This is a genomic window from Metabacillus idriensis (assembly GCF_009674765.1).
Lineage (GTDB): Bacteria > Bacillota > Bacilli > Bacillales > Bacillaceae > Bacillus_P > Bacillus_P idriensis.
The window spans coordinates 118,531-140,759 of record NZ_WKKF01000007.1 but is presented as its reverse complement, the minus strand read 5'-3'; the positions used below and the strand labels follow the sequence as shown (position 1 = coordinate 140,759).

The 22,229-nt window shown below is 38.6% G+C and carries 24 protein-coding genes; 7 read left to right on the top strand and 17 right to left on the bottom strand.

All coding sequences use genetic code 11. The features are described from left to right. Positions 1-12: 12 nt before the first annotated feature. Positions 13-408 carry a DUF4912 domain-containing protein gene (locus GJU41_RS18750; RefSeq protein ID WP_263596934.1) on the bottom strand — a complete coding sequence of 132 codons (396 nt, stop codon included), beginning with the start codon at positions 406-408 and terminating at the stop codon, positions 13-15. A 221-nt stretch (positions 409-629) separates the two neighbouring features. Between GJU41_RS18750 and GJU41_RS18745 the strand changes: the two genes are divergently transcribed. Together GJU41_RS18745 and GJU41_RS18740 are read left to right on the top strand one after the other, a co-directional pair. Further along, a complete protein-coding gene (locus GJU41_RS18745) occupies positions 630-977 on the top strand; it encodes a hypothetical protein (protein WP_070875474.1) in 348 nt (115 codons plus the stop codon). Beyond that, positions 974-1,450: an MltG/YceG/YrrL family protein gene (locus GJU41_RS18740; protein WP_070875473.1), complete on the top strand. Its 477-nt coding sequence runs from the start codon at positions 974-976 to the stop codon at positions 1,448-1,450. The genes GJU41_RS18745 and GJU41_RS18740 overlap by 4 nt, the downstream gene beginning before the upstream one ends. A 45-nt stretch (positions 1,451-1,495) precedes the next feature. Here the strand turns inward: GJU41_RS18740 and phoU are convergent, their stop codons facing one another. From phoU to GJU41_RS18690, 10 genes are all read right to left on the bottom strand, one after another. After that, positions 1,496-2,155 (bottom strand): phosphate signaling complex protein PhoU, encoded by a 660-nt coding sequence (gene phoU, locus GJU41_RS18735; protein WP_070875472.1) that lies wholly within the window; start codon positions 2,153-2,155, stop codon positions 1,496-1,498. 335 nt (positions 2,156-2,490) lie between these two features. Next, positions 2,491-3,315: a phosphate ABC transporter ATP-binding protein PstB gene (gene pstB / locus GJU41_RS18730; protein WP_070875471.1), complete on the bottom strand. Its 825-nt coding sequence runs from the start codon at positions 3,313-3,315 to the stop codon at positions 2,491-2,493. 35 nt (positions 3,316-3,350) lie between these two features. Then, the gene (gene pstA, locus GJU41_RS18725) at positions 3,351-4,229 is read right to left on the bottom strand and encodes a phosphate ABC transporter permease PstA (RefSeq protein WP_070875470.1); all 879 of its coding nucleotides are present in this window, start codon (positions 4,227-4,229) and stop codon (positions 3,351-3,353) included. 1 nt (position 4,230) lies between these two features. Further along, positions 4,231-5,172 (bottom strand): phosphate ABC transporter permease subunit PstC, encoded by a 942-nt coding sequence (gene pstC, locus GJU41_RS18720; protein ID WP_070875469.1) that lies wholly within the window; start codon positions 5,170-5,172, stop codon positions 4,231-4,233. Positions 5,173-5,244: 72 nt separating this feature from the next. After that, positions 5,245-6,219 carry a PstS family phosphate ABC transporter substrate-binding protein gene (locus GJU41_RS18715; protein ID WP_070875468.1) on the bottom strand — a complete coding sequence of 325 codons (975 nt, stop codon included), beginning with the start codon at positions 6,217-6,219 and terminating at the stop codon, positions 5,245-5,247. Positions 6,220-6,416: 197 nt separating this feature from the next. Further along, a complete protein-coding gene (locus GJU41_RS18710; RefSeq protein WP_070875467.1) occupies positions 6,417-8,585 on the bottom strand; it encodes a peptidoglycan D,D-transpeptidase FtsI family protein in 2,169 nt (722 codons plus the stop codon). Between the two features lie 135 nt (positions 8,586-8,720). After that, positions 8,721-10,001, bottom strand: a complete 1,281-nt coding sequence (locus GJU41_RS18705; RefSeq protein ID WP_070875466.1) for an MFS transporter — start codon at positions 9,999-10,001, stop codon at positions 8,721-8,723. A 122-nt stretch (positions 10,002-10,123) separates the two neighbouring features. Further along, entirely contained in the window at positions 10,124-10,732 is a 609-nt protein-coding gene (sodA, locus tag GJU41_RS18700) for a superoxide dismutase SodA (RefSeq protein ID WP_070875465.1), read from the bottom strand. A 137-nt stretch (positions 10,733-10,869) separates the two neighbouring features. Next, entirely contained in the window at positions 10,870-11,358 is a 489-nt protein-coding gene (locus GJU41_RS18695; RefSeq protein ID WP_154319252.1) for a DUF456 domain-containing protein, read from the bottom strand. Positions 11,359-11,454: 96 nt separating this feature from the next. Further along, entirely contained in the window at positions 11,455-13,065 is a 1,611-nt protein-coding gene (locus GJU41_RS18690) for a Na/Pi cotransporter family protein (protein WP_070875545.1), read from the bottom strand. Between the two features lie 234 nt (positions 13,066-13,299). Here GJU41_RS18690 and GJU41_RS18685 point away from each other — a divergent pair, with 234 nt between their 5' ends. Further along, complete coding sequence (locus GJU41_RS18685; protein ID WP_070875464.1) at positions 13,300-14,070, top strand: DUF1189 domain-containing protein; 771 nt, start codon at positions 13,300-13,302, stop codon at positions 14,068-14,070. Between the two features lie 47 nt (positions 14,071-14,117). Here the strand turns inward: GJU41_RS18685 and GJU41_RS18680 are convergent, their stop codons facing one another. Then, positions 14,118-15,827: a methyl-accepting chemotaxis protein gene (locus GJU41_RS18680; RefSeq protein ID WP_070875463.1), complete on the bottom strand. Its 1,710-nt coding sequence runs from the start codon at positions 15,825-15,827 to the stop codon at positions 14,118-14,120. A gap of 203 nt (positions 15,828-16,030) precedes the next feature. On the opposite strand from GJU41_RS18680, the gene GJU41_RS18675 reads away from it, so the two are divergent. Together GJU41_RS18675 and ispG are read left to right on the top strand one after the other, a co-directional pair. Further along, the gene (locus tag GJU41_RS18675) at positions 16,031-16,366 is read left to right on the top strand and encodes a hypothetical protein (RefSeq protein ID WP_070875462.1); all 336 of its coding nucleotides are present in this window, start codon (positions 16,031-16,033) and stop codon (positions 16,364-16,366) included. 137 nt (positions 16,367-16,503) lie between these two features. Continuing rightward, the gene (ispG, locus tag GJU41_RS18670; RefSeq protein WP_251625510.1) at positions 16,504-17,610 is read left to right on the top strand and encodes a flavodoxin-dependent (E)-4-hydroxy-3-methylbut-2-enyl-diphosphate synthase; all 1,107 of its coding nucleotides are present in this window, start codon (positions 16,504-16,506) and stop codon (positions 17,608-17,610) included. A gap of 42 nt (positions 17,611-17,652) precedes the next feature. On the opposite strand, the gene GJU41_RS18665 is transcribed toward ispG, so the two are convergent. Continuing rightward, positions 17,653-17,958, bottom strand: coding sequence for a hypothetical protein (locus GJU41_RS18665; protein WP_396653228.1), 306 nt, complete (start codon positions 17,956-17,958; stop codon positions 17,653-17,655). 236 nt (positions 17,959-18,194) lie between these two features. Between GJU41_RS18665 and GJU41_RS18660 the strand changes: the two genes are divergently transcribed. Beyond that, entirely contained in the window at positions 18,195-18,776 is a 582-nt protein-coding gene (locus GJU41_RS18660; RefSeq protein ID WP_070875544.1) for a hypothetical protein, read from the top strand. Positions 18,777-18,830: 54 nt separating this feature from the next. Here GJU41_RS18660 and zur read toward each other — a convergent pair whose 3' ends face one another. The 4 genes from zur to GJU41_RS18640 all read right to left on the bottom strand — a co-directional run bounded on the left by zur (position 18,831) and on the right by GJU41_RS18640 (position 21,888). Continuing rightward, complete coding sequence (gene zur / locus GJU41_RS18655) at positions 18,831-19,253, bottom strand: zinc uptake transcriptional repressor Zur (protein ID WP_070875459.1); 423 nt, start codon at positions 19,251-19,253, stop codon at positions 18,831-18,833. Between the two features lies 1 nt (position 19,254). Then, positions 19,255-20,091: a metal ABC transporter permease gene (locus GJU41_RS18650; RefSeq protein WP_070875458.1), complete on the bottom strand. Its 837-nt coding sequence runs from the start codon at positions 20,089-20,091 to the stop codon at positions 19,255-19,257. 1 nt (position 20,092) lies between these two features. After that, positions 20,093-20,866, bottom strand: coding sequence for a metal ABC transporter ATP-binding protein (locus GJU41_RS18645; RefSeq protein ID WP_070875457.1), 774 nt, complete (start codon positions 20,864-20,866; stop codon positions 20,093-20,095). Positions 20,867-21,006: 140 nt separating this feature from the next. Continuing rightward, positions 21,007-21,888: a YitT family protein gene (locus GJU41_RS18640; RefSeq protein WP_070875456.1), complete on the bottom strand. Its 882-nt coding sequence runs from the start codon at positions 21,886-21,888 to the stop codon at positions 21,007-21,009. A gap of 80 nt (positions 21,889-21,968) precedes the next feature. Here GJU41_RS18640 and GJU41_RS18635 point away from each other — a divergent pair, with 80 nt between their 5' ends. Then, positions 21,969-22,229: a DUF2624 domain-containing protein gene (locus GJU41_RS18635; protein ID WP_154319245.1), complete on the top strand. Its 261-nt coding sequence runs from the start codon at positions 21,969-21,971 to the stop codon at positions 22,227-22,229.

Genomic DNA, 22,229 nt, shown 5'->3' with positions numbered 1-22,229 from the left:
CTCATACCCCTTCTATTTGTCGTATACCGTATATGCTGAGAATTGCTTTTCCCACGAATCAGGTTCGTCTTTATAGGCTTTCCAATCAATCTGACTGTCATTTGTATAAGTTACTATTAATTCATTTGACTTCAGAACAGTCAGTGTACTATTTTCCGATGTATGAAGAATCAATTCTGCATAATATCCGGCATCTGATCCTATGCCTTCTATAAAAAGGTGTGAATGGTGATCTGAGATCCTAAAATCTTTAAAGTAAAGAGAGTTTTTCTTCTTTTGATAAAACCTTATTGTTTTTTTTAGTGAAGTATACTCCTCGCTGCAAATGATTGAGAGCGCCATTTCCGTTTTTCTTCCAATATTCCATTGTAAAAACAACATGGATGGAGTTCTCATTAATAGGGTCATTGCATCCCCATGAAGGTGGTTTAATTGATTCATTGAAGGTAGATGTTCCAGGATTTTCATCCCTTTCCTAATAAATTGCTGCTATTATTATGACATAAGATTATTCTATGAGAAAATCGCTTGAATTAAGACATTTTTCGACAAATTGCATATTCCGCTTTAGAATGTATGAAATCTATGATATAAAGAAAAAGGGAAAAAATATTAGAAGGTGAATAAATATGGAGATTATGATCATTGCCCTGTTTGTAGTCAGTATTCTTTTAATTGGCGTCTCATTCTTTCAAAGAGACCATGTAAAAGAAATTGAACAGGAAGTTGAACACCTGTCTGTTTCTTCGATGCAAGAGATATATAAGCTGAAGAAAAAGGTCAGAGTGCTGGAAGAAGAAATTCTTCAAAATGATTTAGAGGTTACTGATAATGATTCAATCGACCCTCAGACCCTGCAGCGCATCATTTTGAAACATAATCAAGGCTTATCCACTGAAGCAATTGCAAGATCTGAATACTTAAGCGAAAAAGAGATCGGAGCCATTCTTAGAAAGAATGAGAGGGTCTTAACATGAGCAAAAAAGGATTTCAATCATTCGCAGCTGGAATGATTTTGTCTACATCTGTACTTGCCGCTACATATTTCATGGGAGAAACCAATGAAAAAACAGCTGCTGTTGTGAGCAAAGAAGTGACTGAAAATGATATAAAAGAATACCTAATTAAAAAGGGCCAGACGGCTATCGACACGAAAGAATATGACGAGCTAATCGCCTTTAAAGAAACTGCATTGATTGAAAAACAAAAGCAAGCCGAGGCCCCGCCTGAAGAAAAGCCGCAAAATGAAAAATACACATTAAAAATTGTAGAGGGAATGAATACAGGTGATGTTTCTGACATCCTGGAGCAAGAAGGCGTCATTGCCTCTGCAAAGGATTTTAATGAATTTGTCATTAACGGAAATTATCATACGAAGGTTCGTATGGGAACATTTGAACTTACTAAAGGCATGTCCTTCAGCGAAATTGTCAATGTCCTTGTAAAATAACATAAAAAGAGCTTGTCACTCCTGAGTGACAAGCTCTTTTTATGTTTATGCATTTAAATCATATCTTCTGCCTTTAACAAGATATAGGACACTTTCAGAAATATTTGTTGCATGATCCGCAGTACGCTCAATATATCTGCATACAAACATTAATTGAGTAATCTGCTGCATAAGCTCTTTGCGCTCCGGCATAATTTCCAAAAGCTCTCTAATCGTTTGTCCGTAAAAATCATCTACTTGATCGTCCATATCAGCAACTCTCTTAGCTAATAAGACATCTTCATCGTTAAATGCCTTTACAGATAGTGAAAGCATTTCAACAGCAAGCGCATGCATTTTTTTGATTGTTTCAATCGGTTTGAATAATGGCTCATCACCGATACGAATCGTTGATTTAGCGATATTCACGGCAAAGTCAGCCATTCTTTCAACATCATTAGAGATTTTAATGGCAACGATAATCCGCCTTAAATCAATGGCAACCGGCTGCTGTTTTGCAATAAGAAGGATTGCCAAATCGTTGATTTCCTCATCTAAATCATCAATGCGCTCATCGTTTTCAATGATTTCCAGTGCTGCTTCTACATTTTTCGTTTCAAGTGCCTGGATCGCTTCTAATAAAGCCTTTTCAGTAAGCTGTGCAATTTCATTTAATCGATCACGCAGGATTTTTAAATCGTATTCAAATTTCTCTCTAACCACCATGTTTAGTTACCTCCACATTTTATCTGTTTTTTAATAAGGCTGTTTTCGCATCAATTGTTGTTTTTAATTATAATGTTGGCCGTTGCTTTCCGCTGCAGGAACTTGCTTTCCGCGGGGAGGGTGGGAGCCTCCTCGGCTTTTGCCTGCGGGGTCTCCCATTTCCCTCTTATTTCCCGCAGGAGTCAAATTCCTTCCGCTACAATCCACTTAAGGTTTTAAACATTTACTCTAAAAGCACAAAGTTTACGAAAAGGTCCTTTAATAATAATTAATCGTTTATTGATATGGGAATAAGCCGTGCAATTTTTCATATGCACGACTTATTGATTTAAACATTATCCGAAACGTCCAGTAATGTAATCTTCTGTACGTTTATCTGAAGGATTCGAGAACAAGCGGTCTGTTTCTGAATACTCAACAACTTCACCGTTCAGGAAGAACGCTGTCCGGTCAGAAATACGTGCAGCCTGCTGCATGTTGTGAGTAACGATTACGATACTGTACTGTTTTTTTAATTCCTGAACAAGCTCTTCCACTTTCAACGTTGAAATTGGGTCAAGAGCAGATGTAGGCTCATCCATTAAGATAACATCAGGCTCAATTGCAAGACAGCGGGCGATGCATAGACGCTGCTGCTGACCGCCTGATAAACCAAAAGCATTTTCTTTAAGACGGTCCTTTACTTCGTCCCAGATGGCAGCACCTTTTAAACTCTTTTCAACGATCGCATCAAGAGTCTTTTTATCTCGGATCCCATGAATTCTTGGTCCGTATGCAACATTGTCATAAATGGATTTTGGAAAAGGATTTGGTTTTTGGAACACCATGCCGACTCGCGTGCGCAAATCTTCTACTCCATAGCCTTTATCAAAAATATTTTTCCCGCGGTAGATAATTTTTCCGGATGTGCGAACCGTAGGGATCAGCTCTACCATGCGGTTTAGGGTTTTAATGTAAGTGGACTTTCCGCAGCCGGACGGTCCGATAATCGCCGTGACTTCATTTTCATAAATGTCCAGGTCAATATTTTTTAATGCCTGATCATTCCCGTACCACAGGTTGAGATTATCTGTTTTGTAAACGATGCTTTTTTCTATTTTAGCAATCGTATCAATTTCTTCGTTTTCCTTGCGCTCTTTCACAACTTTTGTCATTTCCATCGTGTGAAACCTCCTTCATCCTTTTCAAAGCTTTCTTAATAATTTTTTTGGAATTTATTACGAATGAGAATTGCAACTGAGTTCATGACAATCAAGAAAATGAACAAAACAATGATACCTGCAGCAGCTACATCCTGAAAATCAGCCTGAGGTCTTGAAGCCCAGTTGAAAATTTGTATTGGCATTACTGTAAATGTACTCATAACATTTGCAGGCAGGTAGTTTACAAACGCAAAAGCTCCAACTACAAGCAATGGCGCTGTTTCACCAATTGCCCTTGAGAAAGCAAGGATGCTCCCTGTTAATATACCTGGTACAGCAGCTGGCAAAACCACTTGACGTATCGTTTGCCACTTTGTAGCCCCCATTCCAAATGACGCTTCACGCATTTCTTTCGGAACAGCCTTGATTGCTTCCTGTGATGCAACAACAATGACTGGAAGGACGAGCAGCGCCATTGTAAATCCGCCTGCTAAAATACTTCTTCCAAGATCAAAAAATCGAACGAATACTGTTAACCCCAAAAGGCCAAAAACGATAGATGGAACTCCTGCCAGGTTAGCAATATTGATTTGCAGAAAATTTGTGAATCTATTCTTCTTGGCGTATTCTTCCAAATATAACGCTGTTCCAACTCCAAGAATTAAACCAACCGGGATAACAACTGCCATTACCCACAATGACCCGACAAGTGCGGCTTTAATTCCGGATGCAGATGGTCTTCTTGATGCAAAGTTTTGAAAGAATTCTGGAGTTATATAACTAAATCCTTGAGTGAATATCCGATATAAAAGGATCGCAAGCACGACCAGTGCAAAACTTGTAGCCAATAAGAAAATGCCTTTGTAAATACCGTTAACGGCCAGCCTGCTTGACATTTTTTTAGCGACTTTATCTTTATTGATGTAGTTCATATTAATATTCCTCCCTAAAGCGACGAGAAATGAACTGTGCGAATAAATTCATCAGCAGTGTGAAGATGAACAGCGTCATACCTACAGCATAAATACTATAGTAAATTGTTGTTCCATATCCTGCATCACCTGAACTTACTTGTACAATATATGCTGTCATTGTCTGAATTGATTCAGTCGGATCAAATGTAAGCTTTGGAGTAGCTCCCCCCGCAAGAGTTACGATCATCGTTTCTCCGATCGCTCTTGAAATAGCTAAAACAAATGATGCAACTACACCTGACACAGCTGCAGGCAAGACAACTTTCATTGCCACTTCAAATTTCGTAGAGCCAAGTGCAAGAGCACCTTCTCGCATTGATTTAGGAACAGAAGTCATCGCATCTTCTGATAGGGATGCAATCATAGGAATAATCATGATACCTACAACAATGCCGGGACTAAGTGCATTAAAAAATCCTAAGTCCGGGATGATGGATTGCAGCAATGGTGTTACAAATGAAAGTGCAAAGAAACCATATACAATTGTAGGGATTCCTGCCAGCACTTCTAATATCGGTTTGATAATTCTTCTGACGCGGTCTGAAGCATACTCACTCAAATAAATAGCAGAAGCAAGGCCTATAGGCAATGCAACCAGCATAGCAATAAATGCAACGAGAAGCGTACCTGATACTAATGTAATAATTCCGTAAGAAGGATCGCTTTCAAAGAATGGATACCATTCTCTTTGTGTAATAAAATCCATAAATGAAACTTTGCTGAAGAACGTAAATGTCTCAACTATGAGCGTAAATAAAATTCCAACCGTTGTAAGTACAGATATAATAGCTGTCAGCAGCAGAAATGCAGGAACGATCTTCTCTATATATCTTAACCAGGATCTTTTTTCCTTTTTCTCTCTTATCATTTCACTGACAGACTGGCTTGTTTGTGTTGCCATATTGTGAAAACCCCTTTCCAAAACATGGGAAGATGAGAAGCAGTTATGCTTCTCATCTATTAGATTTTGAAATTATTTTAAACCTTCGATTGTTTCAAGCTGTTCTTTGTATTTATCTTCTGGAAGGCTTACATAGCCAACTTCTTCAGCTAATGCGCCAGCGTTTTCCATGTAGAATTTTACATACTCAGCAACTTGAGGCTTTTCTTTCATTGCTGCGTTATTTACATAGATGTAAAGCGGGCGTGATAGCGGGTTGTAATCTCCAGACTCAACTGTTTCGTTAGTTGGTTCAACAGCTTTTCCCTCTTCATTTACGATAGGAACAACTTTTAGAGTGTCTTTATTTTCTAAGTAATAAGCATATCCGAAGAAGCCCATTGCTGTTTTATCGCTTTGTACGCCTTTTACAAGAACGTTGTCATCTTCAGAAAGTGTTGCCTGCTTAGCTACTGCTTCATCTTCAAGAATTACTTCGTTGAAATAATCATAAGTTCCTGAGTCAGTTCCAGGTGAGAAAAGTTTGATTGTTTCATCCGGCCATTTAGGATTAATATCAGACCATTTCTTTTCTTTGCCGTCTTCAACCCAGATCTTTTTCAAGTCTTCTACAGTTAATTCTTTAATGAAGTCATTTTCTTTATTAACTACTACTGATAAACCGTCAAATGCTACTTGTAATTCTGTATATTCAATTCCAGCTTCTTTCGCCGCTTGAGCTTCTTCATCTTTAATTGGACGTGATGCTTGAGAAATATCTGTTTCACCAGCTACGAATTTTTCAAAGCCGCCGCCAGTTCCTGATACGCCAATAGGAGCTTTAACATCTTTGTTATCCATAGCGAATTCTTCAGATACTGCTTCACCGATAGGAGCAACAGTTGATGATCCGTCGATTCCAACTTCACCTTCTAATTGAGCTGCTTCTTCAGAAGTACCGGCTTCAGAACCGTTTCCTTCTTTACTTTCACCATTTCCACAAGCTGCTGCGAATGCAAGCAATGATGAAATCATAATTGTCATGGCTAAAAATTTGAAGCTTTTCATATTTCTTAATTCCCCCTACAAAGTGGTGTTTTTGTCCTACAAGTAATACAATAACGCTAAAGTGTTAACATGGTTTTAATCGAATGTTAAGGTTTTGTAAATGCATGAATAATTCTGTCGCGTTTTGTAGAATATCTAAAGCATAATAAAAAGCACTCTATCCAGAGTGCTTTTATTATCTTCATTTATATTAGTTTCTATTCATTTTCTTCCTCTTCTATCACCCTTGCATTTTCAGGCTGGCCTACACCTTCCTGAATGCCTTCTTTGCTTTGCTCGCTTTTTAGCTCAAAGTATTTATCCATGACCCGTCTTCCGATCAGGTTATTTATAGGGTGTGAATTTTTCGCCTCATCGTAAGCCCATGGCACTACTACAGCGAATGCAACCTCCGGGTTATTATGGGGTGCATATCCTGTAAGTGTTAAATTATATGTAGGCGATAGGAATTTGTCTTTATTCGGCCCGTCGTAGAAAGCTTGCGCGGTACCCGTTTTACCTGCAGGAAAATAATCTGCCCCTGAAAAATAACTGTAGGCTGTTCCATTCTTCTCCTGAGTTACACGCCTGAAGCCTTCCTGTACCCTGTCAATGTATTCACTCTTCATATCGAGGCGGTTTAAAACTTCAGGATTTATAGATTGAATAACGGAACCAAGATTGTCTTTAGGCGACGGCTCCCTTATTTCTTTTACAATTTGAGGCTTCATGCGGTATCCGCCATTTGCAATGGTTGAAACGTATTGTGCCATTTGCAGCGGTGTATACGTATCGTACTGCCCTATGGACAAATCAAGCAATAATCCGGGTGTCAGGTCCTGCCCTTTGAAGCCGGTTGCTTCATTAGGAAGGTCTATACCTGTTTTTACTCCTAATCCGAATTGACTGTAATAATTTCTGAGCACAGAAAAAGCTGACGTATCAAGGGGCAAAGATTTGTTTCTTCTATACTTTCCGTTTGCCATTGCTATCGCTGTTTTGAACATATATACATTTGATGATCTTTGCAAAGCTTCAAGATCATCAATATTCCCCATGTTCCGGTACGATTTTTTAGGCGGAGAACCTTTAATATATAACGGTTCATCAAGCTGAACTGTTCCAGGTTTGATCACGCCTGATTCAAAACCTGAAAGAACAGTGGCTCCTTTAACTGCAGAACCCATTGTATATGAGCTTGTCATTGCGCCTAACGCATAATCTTCAAGAACCATTTTTCCGTTCTCATCTTTTTTAATTTGCTTTCCTGCCATTGAAAGCATTTCGCCATTTCTTGGATCCATCATGACGACAAATGCCCGGTCAAGTAAAGCTGTTCCAGATTTTTTCTTAGCAGCAAGCAGTTCTTCCTCGATAATCTTCTCAACCTCCTGCTGAAGCTGTACATCGATTGTCATAATCAGGTCTTTTCCGCTTTTTCCTTCAGATAAAATTTCTGTTTCAATAATTTTGCCTGATTTATCTGTAATGTTACGTGCTTTTGCTTTTTGACCTTGAAGAATATCTTCATATTGATACTCTAAATAACTTTTTCCCACCCGGTCATTTCTGCTGTAATCGCGGGATGTGTAATAATCCAGACGATCGTGGGGAATTCCTTCTTCTGACGAAGAGATGCTGCCAATCAGCGTTCTTAATGTTTTGTCTAGAACGTAGCGGCGTTCCCAGTCCGTTGTAATATCCACGCCGGGCAGGTCCTCCAGATGCTCGCTTATATATGCAAATTCCCGCTCTGAAATATTGTCTTTTTTAATAATTTGGGGAGCTAATGCGTACCCGCTGTCCATTTCTCTTTTTATCGCAAGTATTTTTAATTCATCTATTGAAATATCCTGCAAATCTTTTTGTGTTATCCGATCAAGCTGAAGATCGTACAGGTCATCATCGCTTTTGACTCCATCAAGAACTTTTTGTCTATCCGCTTTTGTAATTTTCTTTTCTGCTTCTTTTGGACGAGTTAAAATCCAATAATCTTTTTTATCCCTTAATGTAATCTTTTTTAACTCTTGTTCCAATGCCTCCTGGTCTTCCTTTGAATTTGTTCTGTCCTGGTCAAAAATCTTTGCAAGCTTTGCAGCAACTTCTAAACGTTCTTCTTGTGACGTTGAATTTGACCTGGTGTATGTAATGGCATTAATAGGTTTGTTATCGACAATTGTATTGTAGTTCCGGTCAAAGATTTTTCCCCGCGGAACTGAAGTGCTGATATTCACTTCCTCATTCCGTTCAACTTCTTTCCGGTAATCCTCGCCGTAAACAATTTGAACAATTCCAAGCCTTAAGATCATTCCTGAAAATACTAAAAATACGAGGAAAAACAAAATGTTAAGGCGAAGCGGAACCGCTCGTTTCTTTTTCTCTGACATATAGCACCGCCTTATCTTCTTTTAAAACACAATAGACACCATTTAAAGGTGTCTATTGTTATAGTTTATGAAAAATATCGACGAATTTCTATTAAATTCGACACTTGTAACACGATTGTCATATGTCATGCTGGCTCATTCTCCATCTACAAGATTCGGTTCGGGCATTTTTTTTTGACCGTCCTCATTTATAGGTTCATTTGTTTCCAGCAAAGACACTTTGCGGATAAAGAAATAAATTAAACTGTGGCCGGAGCCTATAATAGCCAGTAAAATTGGAATGCTTTCCTTTTCATCAAATACTGTAACGGCAAAAATGAATAAAAGAATAGATGTGATTCTCCCAAAGTTCAAGAACAGTTCTCTTACAACAATGTATTCAATTCGCGCTTCTGCTGCATTCCATGACCGCCCAATCACATCATATGTCAGGGAAATATAAGGAACAAGCAGCATTGGATATGCAATGGCAATCGCAATAGCATACATGATCAGCTTTGGATATGTAAGGTCAAACAGGAGCAAAAAGATGGAAGCATACAGTAAAATCCCGCCAATTAAAATTGATTTTTTCCTCATTTTTTTTGTAATCAGCCGAGTTGCCAAATAGTAAAACACAAAAGCTACAGCTGAGTTAATCAGTCCGTATTTACCTAACGCAAACTCGCTTCCTGTAGTAATAAACACCAGCACTCCAATTACAAAAATGAAAGTTCCTTCTCTAATACCCTGGAAAAAATGAGCGTTAGTGATCATTCTCCAATTGACATTACGTTTTCTTTCCTTTAACACGTCAAGCAGCAAATACCTCCCGTGCGCATGTCTCCTTTTTAAAAAAAGACTTAAAATAACAGCACAGAAAAATAATCCTAGTGAGATTGAAAAGATGGACTTATATCCGATATCACCTGTTAACCTTGAGATCACAAAACCTGCGACAATTGGACCAATCATCCCTGCAGAGGATGTCATGATTCCTAAAAACCCGTTAAAAAAATCCCTTGTCTCAGGTTCTGTAATTTCAAATGTTAGCACATTAAAAGACAGCCAGTAAAATCCCGATCCAATTCCAAGCAGCCCTCCAAGCAAGATAATGTTATTCGCCGCATTATCTCCTATTATAAGAACTGACAAATAAAAAACAGCCAAAAAAGCAATACCAAGCCTGAAAACAATCACCCGGTCAATTTTCTTTGCCCATCTCCCTGCAATAACAAACGTGACTGGCTGCATGATTACAATGGACAGATTGTAAATGCCCAAATCGAGAAAGCTGCCAGACTGCTTCCAAAGATACACATTGACAAAAGAATTTGAGAGGGCGATTCCTAAAGAATATAATCCTCCAATGATCAGCAAAAGGATTAGTTCTTTATTCACTTCTACTTCACCAAATATTTTCTGCAACTTAGACATACATTAAAACTCCCCTTTATTAACTAACCATTAGTCTCTCTTTATGAGGTGGAGTTATGTATGCTAAATGAAACAGAAAAAAAGCAGAAGATCTTAAAAGATCTCCTGCTTCATTCGAAACATTATTTAGCTTCTTCGTAACGTCTTGTAACTTCTTCCCAATTAACTACATTCCAGAATGAAGAAATGTAATCCGGGCGGCGGTTTTGGTAGTTCAGGTAATATGCATGCTCCCAAACGTCAAGTCCAAGGATAGGCGTTTTGCCTTCCATTAAAGGAGAATCCTGATTTGGAGTGCTAGTTACTTCTAACTCGCCGTTGTTAACAACAAGCCAAGCCCAGCCAGAACCAAAGCGTGTTGCTCCAGCTTTAGCAAATTCCTCTTTGAATGTTTCAAAGCTTCCAAATTTGCTGTTGATTTTATCAGCAAGTTCACCTGATGGAGCTCCTCCGCCGTTTGGTGAAAGGATTGTCCAGAAAAGGCTGTGGTTTGCATGACCGCCGCCATTGTTGCGGACTGCAGTACGTGCTGCTTCAGGAACTGCATCTAAATTAGATACTAGTTCTTCAACGCTTTTGCTGAGAAGATCTTCGTGACCCTCTAATGCAGCGTTTACGTTTGTAATATACGTATTATGATGCTTAGTGTGATGAATGTTCATTGTTTCCTTATCAATATGCGGTTCTAAAGCATCATAAGCATAAGGCAATTGCGGTAGTTCGTAAGCCATTTAAATCTCCTCCTTAAATTGTATGTAAATAGGAAGCTTATTCTTTCATAAGCTTGTCACATTAAGATTACCAAAATTGTCCGATTGTTTCAATTTAAAAGCCTTAAAATATAAAGCGTCTTTCTTTATGAAGCTTTTTATAGAACTGCGTACAAAAAATAACCAATCATGATCAGCTGAATAATTGTTTTGGCAAACACTCCGGATATAAATCCGATTAATGACCCAAGGCCGACTTTAACTGATTCTTTCATATCCTTTTTATGAACCAGGAGTTCAGCAATAACTGCACCAAGGAATGGCCCAATAATTATCCCTGCAATCGGAATTAGAAAAGGACCTATCAATAAGCCAATCGTGCTTCCCCATATCGCAGCCCTGCTTCCGCCAACCCGTTTGATCCCCATTAAATTTGATACATAGTCCGCCGCAAATAAAACCGCTACAAATACACCTTCAATCAGCCAGAATTGATATCCGTATTCCTGAAAGCCAAAAAATGCTCCATAAAGAAGAAATCCCCCAACTATGAAAATAACGCTGGGTATAATTGGATAGACCAATCCGGCAAACGCAATGATGAACATTAATATAATCAGAGCCCAGTATACAACCTCCACTGCCATCCACCACCATTTCTTGATCTCTTTTAAAACATATGTAAAAAAAGCAAGAGCATAAGCCCTTGCTTTCATTATAACTGAATCATTCTTTTTTAAACATTATTTACGGTAGCCTAAAACTGCCTCTGCAATATTTACTGAATGATCACCGATTCTTTCAAGGTTGCTGATAATGTCAACAAACACAATGCCTGCTTGACCTGTACAGCTTCCTTCGTTAATACGGAGGATGTGTTTTTTGCGGAGCATGCGCTCCATTTTATCAATTTGCTCTTCTGATTTCATTACTTTAGATGCGAGGGATGTGTCTTTGTCATCTAATGCTGAAATCGCATCTTTTAATGTTTGGATAGTCAGTGTAAACATTTCATCCAAATCTGCAAGTGCAGACTCAGTAAGCTTTACTTTATTTGATAATTGATAATCAACAAGCTCAACAATATTTTCGAAATGATCACCCACGCGCTCGATGTCCCGAACGGTATCCATCAGTGTAGAATGTTCTTCAGATTCTACCGCTGACATTTCGGCTCTGGAGATAAGCACTAGATAATCCGTGATCTTACGGTCAAGATTATTGATTGCATCCTCTATTTGATATGCAGTTTCTGAATGCTTTGGCAAGTTTGATTTAAGATATTGATTTGCTTCTTCAAGTCCGAGAGTCGCAAATTGACCCATACGGAGAATTTCTTCTTTTGCCTGTCCAAGCGCAATAGATGAAGATTGGTCTATGAAAAGTGGATCTAAATGTTTTGCTTTATATTCTATCAATGAATCCTCTCCAGGTATTAGCTTGGTCACTATAAATGCAAGAAATCCAATGAAAGGAAGCTGAATAAGCGTATTTGTTAAATTAAACGTACCATGTGCAAATGCAATCGTCATTTCTGGATTAAGACCTAGATTCACCTTCAGCATTCCGATGAATGCTGTGAATAGAGGCAGAATCAACAAGAAAATAGCTGTTCCAATTAAATTAAAGATAACGTGCGTCAATGCTGCCCTTCTTGCAGCAACTGAAGCGCCAATTGATGCGAGCACTGCAGTAATCGTTGTACCAATGTTATCTCCAAACAGAACAGGCAATGCAGCTTTTATGTCAATAAGACCAAGCCCATGAAGCTCCTGCAGAATTCCGATTGTGGCACTTGAACTTTGAACGATCACGGTAAATACGGTTCCAATCACAACACCAAGCAATGGATTATCACTCATACTAACTGTCAAATCTTGGAACGCCTGCAATGAACGAAGAGGTTTCATTCCATCGCCCATAAGCTCAAGACCGAAGAAAAGAGCGCCAAAACCAAAAACAATTTGACCTACATTATGAATTTTTTTGTTTTTAAAGAAAAAGAGAAGCACTGCTCCTGCAAAAAGGATAGGCAGTGAGTAATCTGATATTTTAATTCCAATGATAAATGCAGTTACAGTTGTACCAATGTTAGCACCCATGATAACTCCGATTGCCTGGCGCAAATTCATAAATCCTGCGCTGACAAGTCCTACCGTCAGTACGGTGGTGCCACTGCTGGTTTGGAGAAGTACTGTTACGAATATTCCGGCCAGAACACCCATTAAAGGATTTGTTGTAAATTTATCAAGGATGTCCCGAAGTCTGTCGCCTGCAGATTTCTGCAGTCCGTCACCCATAAATTTAATACCAAATAAGAAAATCCCAAGGCCGCCAAGAAATTCAAATATCATTTTCTGTATATCTAAATCCAACCTATTTCAACCCCTAACATCTTTTATCGACAACTTTCTACAACCTCCCCAATTATTAACGAATTGTAGATTATTTGTAAAGGTTTTTAGCACTAATTCCTTAAAAATTTACAATATCTTAACATTCTAATCAGCAGCATACCTTCAGCCTTGTTTCTTTCTTCTTAGATGTATAAAATGAAAGCTGGATTATAATGAAGGAAGTGTACATAAATGAACATTTTTAAACAGTTTGCTAAAAGTTTATACTCTCCAAAATCGATTTCCATGTTCAGATTTCAAGGAATCGGCAAAACCATTCTTTACGTGTTTTTACTGACCCTGCTTGCGACTCTCCCCATGGCAGTGTACATGACCACAGGCATTTCGGGACTGCTGAAAGGATTAGATTCCACCCTGCAGGAGGACCTTCCTGAATTTAAAATAGAGGATGGCACTTTAATTTCAGATACCACAGAACCTCTTGAATTGAAAAAGGATGATTTATTTATTGTTTTTGATCCAACTGGCGCATTCACAGCAGATGAGATTGAAAATAAGCAAAACGGAATCGGCATTTTAAAAAATGAATTTGTTTATGCTGTTGCAGGCCAAGCTCAAAGCTATGATTATTCCATGCTGAATACAATGACTTTAACAAAGGATGACTTATCTCAATACTCCTCTCAATTTGAAAGTGTGTTTCCGATAGTATTGAGTGTTGTTCTTATTATGCTGTTTCTGTTTACAGCAGCTTCCAAATTCATTGAAATTACTTTTTTAGCTTTCATCAGCATCCTTTTTAAAAATAGTTTGAAGCGAAACCTTAATTTTAAACAGCTTTGGGTAATGTCAGCCTATGCTGTAACGCTTTCCACTGTTTTCTTTATGATCATGGAGTTTCTTCAAGTATCCGTACCAAGCGGAATTTTTGTGAACTGGTTTGTTAACCTGATCATCATGTATCTTGCACTAAAAGAAATTCCTGCTTCCCGGAAAAAATAAGAATCAAATATAAAAGCGAACCCCTTCAGCCAAGAGGTTCGCTTTTTTTAACTCACTTTATATTCTTTTGCAGCGCTGGAAAGATTTCTTGATAAATCCGTTATTTTTTGCCCAATTTGGTGGGTTCTGTTCATCTGGGCAATTTGCTCCTCAGAAGCAGCAAGCATCTGTTCTGCACTGGCAAGTGTCTCCTGAGAAACGGAAGCAAAGCTTTCAGCCGATCTTTCCATAATTGGAAGTGTAGCGTTCAAATGCTGAATCTGCTTTTTCATGCCTGAGAGCCTTCTGTTTACAATATCAATCTCACTCATCAGTTCATCAAATGATACTCTGGATTGAGCAGCCACATCAAGGTGGGAATGGATGTTAGCAAGCATTTGTTCAAACTCCTTTGATGCTCTAGATGATATATTTTCCATTGATAAGATGGATTTAGTAATATCTCCAGTTGCCTTTGTTGACTGTTCAGCCAGTTTTTTGACTTCACCCGCAACTACAGCGAACCCATTTCCCGCTTCACCAGCCCTAGCTGCTTCAATTGCAGCATTTAAAGCAAGAAGCTTAGTCTGTTCGGCAATGGCTTGAATAATCATTACTACATTTGCAATTGATACAGAGTGCTCCTTTACCCCCCTAATTGTATTTGTCATCTTTTCAAATTCCTGTTCAAATGAATTCATTGTCTGTATCATTTGAGATACATTTTTTTCACCGCGATTAGCGGACTGATTCATATCTGAAGCGCTGCTGAATAGAAATTCCATTTCCTGAAAAACAACTTTTAGCTCATCTCTCATCTGCCCAAATGCATGAATACTGTGATCTGAGCTTGATGCTGTCTGTACAGCTCCAGCTCTTACTATCTTTATCGCCTCAACAAGATGACTATTATGTAGTATCACATCATCAGTGGCTTCTCTGAGCTGCTCCCCCGTAACAGACAAATCCCCTGTAGTTTTATCAATGTTGCCTACCATCTTCTGCATTTGTTTCATCATTTGGTTAAAGCTTTTCATAAGAGAGTTAATTTCAGGAATCGTTGTTTCTACATGAATATTTTTAGTTAAATCTCCTTCTCTGACTTCCTTCATCGTGTTTCTGAGCACAGCTAAAGGTTTAGTCAAACTTCGGATCACGACGATAAGCACTGCTGTTGTTAGAAGACTGCTCAAAAGAACCATCCATAAATAAAATGAGGCAAGCTCCTTTGTTGTATTCATGTAGCTCTCTGTCTGTACTGCTATTAAAAACTGTCCCTTTAATTCCTGAACTTGCTTAAAGGATAATGTGTAGTCAACTCCGTTTATCTTTTTGTGAAAAATTCCATTGTCTTTTTCCATGATGTCGCTGATCAGCTTTTCAGTAAATGCAACCTTTGAATTTTCACTTACTGAAAATGGGTTTGCCTTATTTTCTTTAATTAAATAGAAATCAGCACTCAGTCCATCCTGAATGAGCTCTGAAGCTTGATTGGTCAGCACAACTTTGTCAAATCTCTTTAAAAATTCCTCTTCTTCACCAAGATAGGCAATCATTAAATTGCCAGCTATTTCTCCGGTTGTATTTACCTCCCGCTGCAGACGGTCCTCAATCATATCCATAGTCGCAGCCTTTGATTTCACGTAAGAAGTACAGCTCACTGCCACAATAGAGGCTATCAATAAAGACAGCACAAGGATGAGCAGCCTTGTCTGAAGACTGATCTTAGAAAGCAAAGGTTTTGTATCTGCTTCTTTTAGAAATAAAAATAAATTCATTTTGGTTCATCCTTCCCATCGATTCATGAAAATTATCCCAAATATTTATTAAGCACGTGTAAAGCCATCATTAATTTCTTAAGAATTCCTTGTCATTTTAATGAATTGGAGGACTTTTTCCCTCTTTTTTATATAAAAAGGACATATTTAATTGGGACAAGCATAGAAATAACTATCGTGAATTCAAGTGGGAGATGATTTTATTGAAGCGTCTTATGATCTTCATTTTATTTATATTTCTGATGTATATCGTCTACTATGATATGAACAGCGGCACCATTTCCATAAATCCTCAAGGTAAAGTAGAAGAGCCTGCTGCAGAAGCAGTATCCGCGGGTTCTAAGCCATATACCGAAAAAAAGATCAGTCAGGGAGAAACCGTGCTGACAATTGTCGAGCAGCTTCATAAACAATTCCCGGTGCCCATCGATCAAATCAGGCAGGATTTCGAAAAGCTGAATCCAAATGTAAAAGCTGACACTATTCAAGTGGGAAAAACATATAAATTTCCACTTTATGAAAAAGAAGTTGCTTCATAATTCTTGTCAATATTAAGCACACACTGTTACAATATGTGAGGGAAAGCACAATTTCTCGCATTGAACGATAAAAATGGTTAACATGATAATATAGAACCATGATTATTAATTTAAGGAGCGATTTACACGTGAGTGAAATCATACATCGTACCAAAACCCGTCCTGTTAAAGTTGGCAATTTAACAATCGGCGGAAACAATGAATTAGTCATCCAAAGTATGACAACGACGAAAACACACGATGTGGAAGCTACGGTCGCTGAAATCCTGCGATTAGAAGAAGCAGGCTGTCAAATTGTTCGTGTCGCCTGTCCGGATGAACGTGCAGCCGATGCAATAGCAGAAATTAAAAAACGCATTAATATTCCACTTGTTGTAGATATTCATTTTGATTACAAACTTGCGCTTAAGGCAATTGAGGGCGGAGCAGATAAAATCAGAATCAACCCGGGCAATATCGGCAGACGTGAAAAAGTAGAAGCCGTTGTAAAAGCTGCAAAAGAAAAAGGTATTCCAATTCGCATTGGGGTTAATGCCGGTTCTTTAGAAAAGCGCATTATTGAAAAATACGGTTATCCAACAGCAGACGGCATGGTTGAAAGTGCCCTTCATCATATAAAAATACTTGAAGATCTGGATTTTCACGATATTATCGTATCGATGAAAGCTTCAGATGTGAACCTGGCGATTGAAGCATATGAAAAAGCAGCCAAAGCTTTTGATTATCCGCTTCATTTAGGCATTACAGAGTCAGGCACTTTATTTTCAGGCACCGTAAAAAGTGCTGCCGGCCTTGGTGCCATCCTGAGCAAAGGCATCGGGAACACGCTGCGCATCTCACTAAGCGCCGATCCAGTTGAAGAAGTAAAAGTTGCAAGAGAGTTATTAAAATCTTTTGGACTGTCTTCAAACGCAGCAACACTTATTTCATGTCCTACCTGCGGGCGGATTGAAATTGATTTAATCAGCATCGCAAACGAGGTTGAAGAGTATATTTCAACGATTAAGGCTCCAATTAAAGTTGCGGTTTTAGGCTGTGCAGTAAATGGACCTGGTGAAGCAAGAGAAGCTGACATTGGAATTGCAGGCGCCAGAAAAGAAGGACTTCTTTTCATGAAAGGGCAAATTGTCCGAAAAGTGCCTGAGGAAACCATGGTAGAAGAGCTGAAAAAAGAAATTGATAAAATTGCTGAAGAATATTATGCAAAACAGGCAGCTGAAAAAGCCGCTGCCGAAATTCAATAAAAACAAGCTTGGCATAAATGCCAAGCTTGTTTTTTTATTTCCTTAAAAGAAGGGCAAAATGAAAATCCCAAGGATTAATGAGACGATACCAATACCAATCGCCCATCCGCCTAATCCTTCTGCTCCTCTGCGTCGCGCAATAAATCCTACGATAATCCCTGCTGCTCCTAAAATAACCGGGAATATCAGCAAAGAAATAACAGAGAGGACGATAGCCAAATACCCCATTCTGCGTCCGTCATCAACTGTTCCTTCCTTTTCTTCGTGACGGTCGTAGTCTGCATCTCTTCTTAGGGTTGCAGGAGCTGCAATTTCAGCCGCTGTTTCTTCTTTATAATCATCCCGCATATCTGGTCTGTTGTAGCCAACTTCATCTTCACGGAGATCATATTCTTTAATGTTTCCGTGATAATCATAATGTTTCTCATCTGCCATGCGTGATCCCTCCATTCATATAGTAAAGGAACATTTATAGTATGAACCGCACAACCTTTCCATATAACTGTTAAAGATTACTGTGATTGTAAGAACGGATTATGATACACTAACTAGTATAGTTCAGACAGCAAGGGAGAGAGTGCATGATGCTGCGATTAGGGATTGATATTGATGGAACCGTTACTTCACCTGAAACATTCGTTCCATATTTAAACAAATCATTTGGCATAAACATTACGCTTGATGATATGAAGGAATATGACCTGACTAAATTACTTAACATTTCAGAAGCGGATTTCTGGAAGTGGATGGATGAGCAAGAACCGCTAATATACAAAGATGCACCTATGGCGATCGATGCAAAGTTAGTGCTTGATGAATGGAAGAAGACCCATAAACTCCTATTTATCAGTGCGCGCAGAAGTCATTTGCGCGATGTGACATTTGACTGGTTTAAGCGCAATGAATTATTTTATCATCAAATTGACCTGATTGGAACGCATGATAAACTAGGTGCGGTCCGTGAAAACAAAATTGACGTCTTTTTTGAGGACAAGCATGATAATGCCTGTATGATCAGCGAGGAATTTAACATTCCTGTTATATTGTTTGATACTCCATACAATCAGGATCCCATTCCTAGTGGGGTCATCCGTGTAAATAATTGGCTTGAAGCGAGAGAATGGGTAAATTCCTACAAAATAAACACACTTCCCGTTTTACGCTAACACTAATAGACACAAAAAAGCTTGCGAAACTTCGCAAGCTTTTTTGTACTGTGATTACACGGTATGTTCATGGCACTCAGGACAAGTGCCGTATATCTCAAATTTATGTCCGCTGATTTCATACCCGCTTAAATTCTCTTTCAATTTTTCCATAGGGCAAGAAGCAATTTCTTTCGTCTTCCCGCAATTCATGCAAATGAAATGATGGTGATGATGCTTCGTTCCGCATAAAAATCGAAAATGTTTTTCCCCTGACAGTTCTGTTGTTTCCAGTATGCCCATTTCGGCAAACAAAGAAAGATTGCGGTAAATGGTATCAAAGCTTAATCCCGGATAATCCGATTTCATTTTTTCAAGAACATCTCTTGCTGTTAAATATTTATTTGACTGCGCGAATAATTCAAGCATTTCTTCGCGCTTGCTTGTGTACTTATATCCTTTTTCCTTCATAAGAAGAAGAGCTTCTTGAACATTCATCTTACTGACCCCTTTTTATTTTGGTCCATAGTATCGACAGTATCAGGATGACGACTGAAAGCATAACAATCGTTCCTCCTGGAGCTAGATCTAATTGATAAGCCAGCACTAATCCAATAATAACAGAGATTTCTCCAAAGAGTACAGAAAAGAATATTGCCTGTTTAAACCCTTTTGCAATTCGAATACTTGCTGCAACCGGCAGAGTCATTAGAGAAGATACTAATAATATGCCGACGATTCTCATAGAAGCAGCAATGACAAGAGCAACCGTTAAAATAAAAATAAAGTGAATCCACTTAGAATGGATGCCTGATGCTGCAGCGTGTTCCTCATCGAATGACAGCAAAAACAGTTCTTTAAATAACGCAAAAACGACAATGAGAACAAACACTGAAATGGCAGTGATCACCCATAAATCCGTTCTCGTTACTGCACTGACACTTCCGAAAAGATAATTAAATAAATCCGTATTAAATCCATCCGCAAGTGATATAAAAATCACGCTCAATCCTACTCCGGCTGAAAGGATAATCGGAATGGCAAGCTCCTGAAAATGCTTATAGACAGCTCTCAGCTTTTCAATAAACAAAGACCCTGCCACAGAAAAGCCCATCCCTAAATAAATTGGATTGAGCCCTGACATGCCAAGCACTTTTTTCTCAAGAAGCAAGCTCGCTGCAATCCCAGCCAAAGTCACATGACTAAGTGCATCCGCTATTAAAGAAAGTCTTCTTACGACAACAAAAACACCGAGAAGAGGTGCAATCAGTCCGATGAGAATTCCTGCCAAAAATGCATTTTGTAAAAATTCATAATTAAGGATACTATTTATCATTTTATCTTCCCCCATGATCATGGTGATCGTGAGTTAATACATGAACAGAATGACCATAAAAGTCAGACATATCAGAGTTCTGCAGGCTTTCGAATTCCTGTGTATTTCCGTGGAAATGCAAATGTTTATTTAAACAGGCTACGTGAGTTACTTTATCTGTGATGGTCCCTACATCATGTGTGACAAGAATCAAAGTAATTCCCATTTCAGTGTTTAAATTTTTCAGCATTTCGTAGAAACTCTGAACTGTTTGAGCATCAACTCCGACTGTCGGCTCATCAAGGATGAGCAATTTCGGGTCACTTACAAGCGCCCTTGCAATGAATGTCCGCTGCTGCTGGCCGCCTGAAAGTTCACCGATATTCCGTTTTGACAGCTGTTCTAAACCGACAGCCTTAATTGCAGCTTTTACTTTTTCATGATGGGCCGGTTTCAGCATTTTAAACAAACCTAATTTAGATGTCAGTCCGCTCGCAACTACTTCGTATACAGATGCCGGAAAGCCTGTATTAAAACTGTTTGCTTTTTGGGAAACAAATCCAATTTTGTGCCACTCTTTAAATTTGCGGATATCTTCTCCGAAAAGAAAAATCTCTCCCGCATCGGGCTTTAATAGACCGAGAAGACATTTCAGCAGGGTTGTCTTTCCAGAACCGTTTGGTCCGACGAGTCCCAGGAAGTCACCCTCTCTTACCTTAAAATGAACATCTTCAAGCACTTTAGTGCGGTCATATGTGAATGATAAATGACGGATATCAATAATAGGCTGATTCATTAATTTCACCTTCTAGTTTAAGAATGGTTCCGATTTAAAATCGTAAAAAAAGATCAGAAACCAATGTCTGATCTTTAACATAGAGATTATACAAGATTGTACTAAAAAGAGCAAGAAACTTGTTTTGATCTATTAAGAAATTAATGTATCGCTGACTTAAAATTCGTCCCTTTTGTTTCTTGGGTATTCATTATTGTAATAAAGGCATTTGTATCAATTTCATGGACAATCGATTTAAGCTTCGTTACTTCAAGCCTTGTTACAACGACATAGATGACTTCTTTTTCATCATCGGTATATCCGCCTTTGCCTTTTAATTTTGTGGTGCCGCGCCCAAGCCTTTGAAGAATGGTGTCTGATACATCTTCGTAGTAATCAGAAACAATAATTACTGCCTTAGTTTCGTCTAATCCCTGTATAACAGTATCAATCGTTTTAAAAGCAATATAGTAAGCCATGACCGAATACATAGCTTGCTCTGCACCGAAAACAAATGCTGCCCAGGCAAAAATGAATATGTTAATAAACATCACAAATTCTCCTACTGAAAACGGCAGCTTTTTAGTAAGTAAAATGCCTAAAATTTCAGTTCCGTCCATTGAACCGCCGTTTCGTATGACCAATCCTACACCTACCCCAAGAATTAAACCTCCAAATACAGTAGCCAAAATCGGCTCCGCTGTAAAGGCTTCGACATGATGCAGCATACTCTCGATGATTGCGAGAAAGACAATCCCGAAAATAGAGGAGATCATAAACGTTTTCCCAATTTGCTTATAGCCGTAATACATGAAAGGCAAATTCAAAATGACGACCAGTGTTCCGAAATTGATAAATGACAGACTGTCTGGTGTAATGTGATCAACGATAAGCGAGATCCCGATAATCCCTCCGTCAATAATCTGATTGGGGATAAGGAACAGCTCAATCGAGACAGCTGCCAGCGCTGCACCAATAATGATCAAAATCAGTCTTGTGATCAGTCGCCCAGTACTTTCTTTTTTATGCTGTTTTTTTGTCATATGAATAATCCCCCTATCTTTTTATAATAAATTAGGCACTTTTCCTAAAACTTCACCATACATTGAATGGTGAAGGAGGTATGTACGTGATACTATTTCAAAAGATTGTCAACCAGAAACTCAACTCATTGGATGCTGATGGATTGCTTCAGCTTGCTAAGCAGAACAGCCTTGCCATTGACAGAACCCAGGCTCAGCAAATCGTAAGAATCATCCGGGGCAAAAACATTAATATTTTTGATGATGCTGAGCGAATCCGCCTATTAAAAAAGGTAGCTGCCATTACTTCGCCTGCCACAGCGCAGCAAGTGAACCAATTGTTTCAGCAATTTATAGGATAA